The 615-nt window shown below is 31.4% G+C and carries 1 protein-coding gene; it reads left to right on the forward strand.

What is annotated here, in order from left to right:
• The coding region (locus tag ISX59_RS21040) for a 6-bladed beta-propeller (RefSeq protein ID WP_220576258.1) at positions 1–507 on the forward strand (507 nt) is incomplete at its 5' end.
• Positions 508–615: the final 108 nt, after the last annotated feature.

Here is a 615-nt window from a genome sequence, read left to right on the forward strand (position 1 = left end):
TATAATTATGAACATAAAGTATATTTTTCCAATCCTTATCAAAATGAAGTATATGAAGTAAGGACAGATAGCTTACGGGTTGCATACCGTTGGGATTTTGGAAAAGATAATCTTGATTTGAAGGAGTATGGATTCACTTTATTAGAGGATAAAAAGGTTGAAGAATATAAATTAATGTTGCAGTATTTACGTGATTCTACTGTGCCTTATTTTTTATGCGATCAATATCAGAATGATAAATTCTATTATATCATGTTGGTGTTTGGGCTTAAGCATTCGAAAAATCTATTTTACCGGAAGGAAGACGGCAAAAGTTTCTTTTTTGAAAAAACAACAGAAGACATTCATTTTGAACCTTTAGCCTTTAATGAAGATTTCCTGACTTGTATTGTTTTCAATGAAGACTTTCCAAACTATGAAAAAGTGCTTCCTCCAGAGGAATATAAGAAGCTGGAAGAGCGTTTAGAAGATGATAACCCCTGTTTAATCAAATTTTATTTTAAATGAAAAATCTTATATTTATACTGGGTTGCTTTCTCTTTCTAATCTCATGTCAGCAGACCGAGAAGGAAAAACTTGAAGAACTTGTTAAAAATTGGAATGGGAAGGAAGTAC

This window comes from Bacteroides sp. FSHCM14E1, assembly GCF_019633785.1.
In the GTDB taxonomy this organism is placed as follows: Bacteria; Bacteroidota; Bacteroidia; order Bacteroidales; family Bacteroidaceae; genus Bacteroides; species Bacteroides hominis.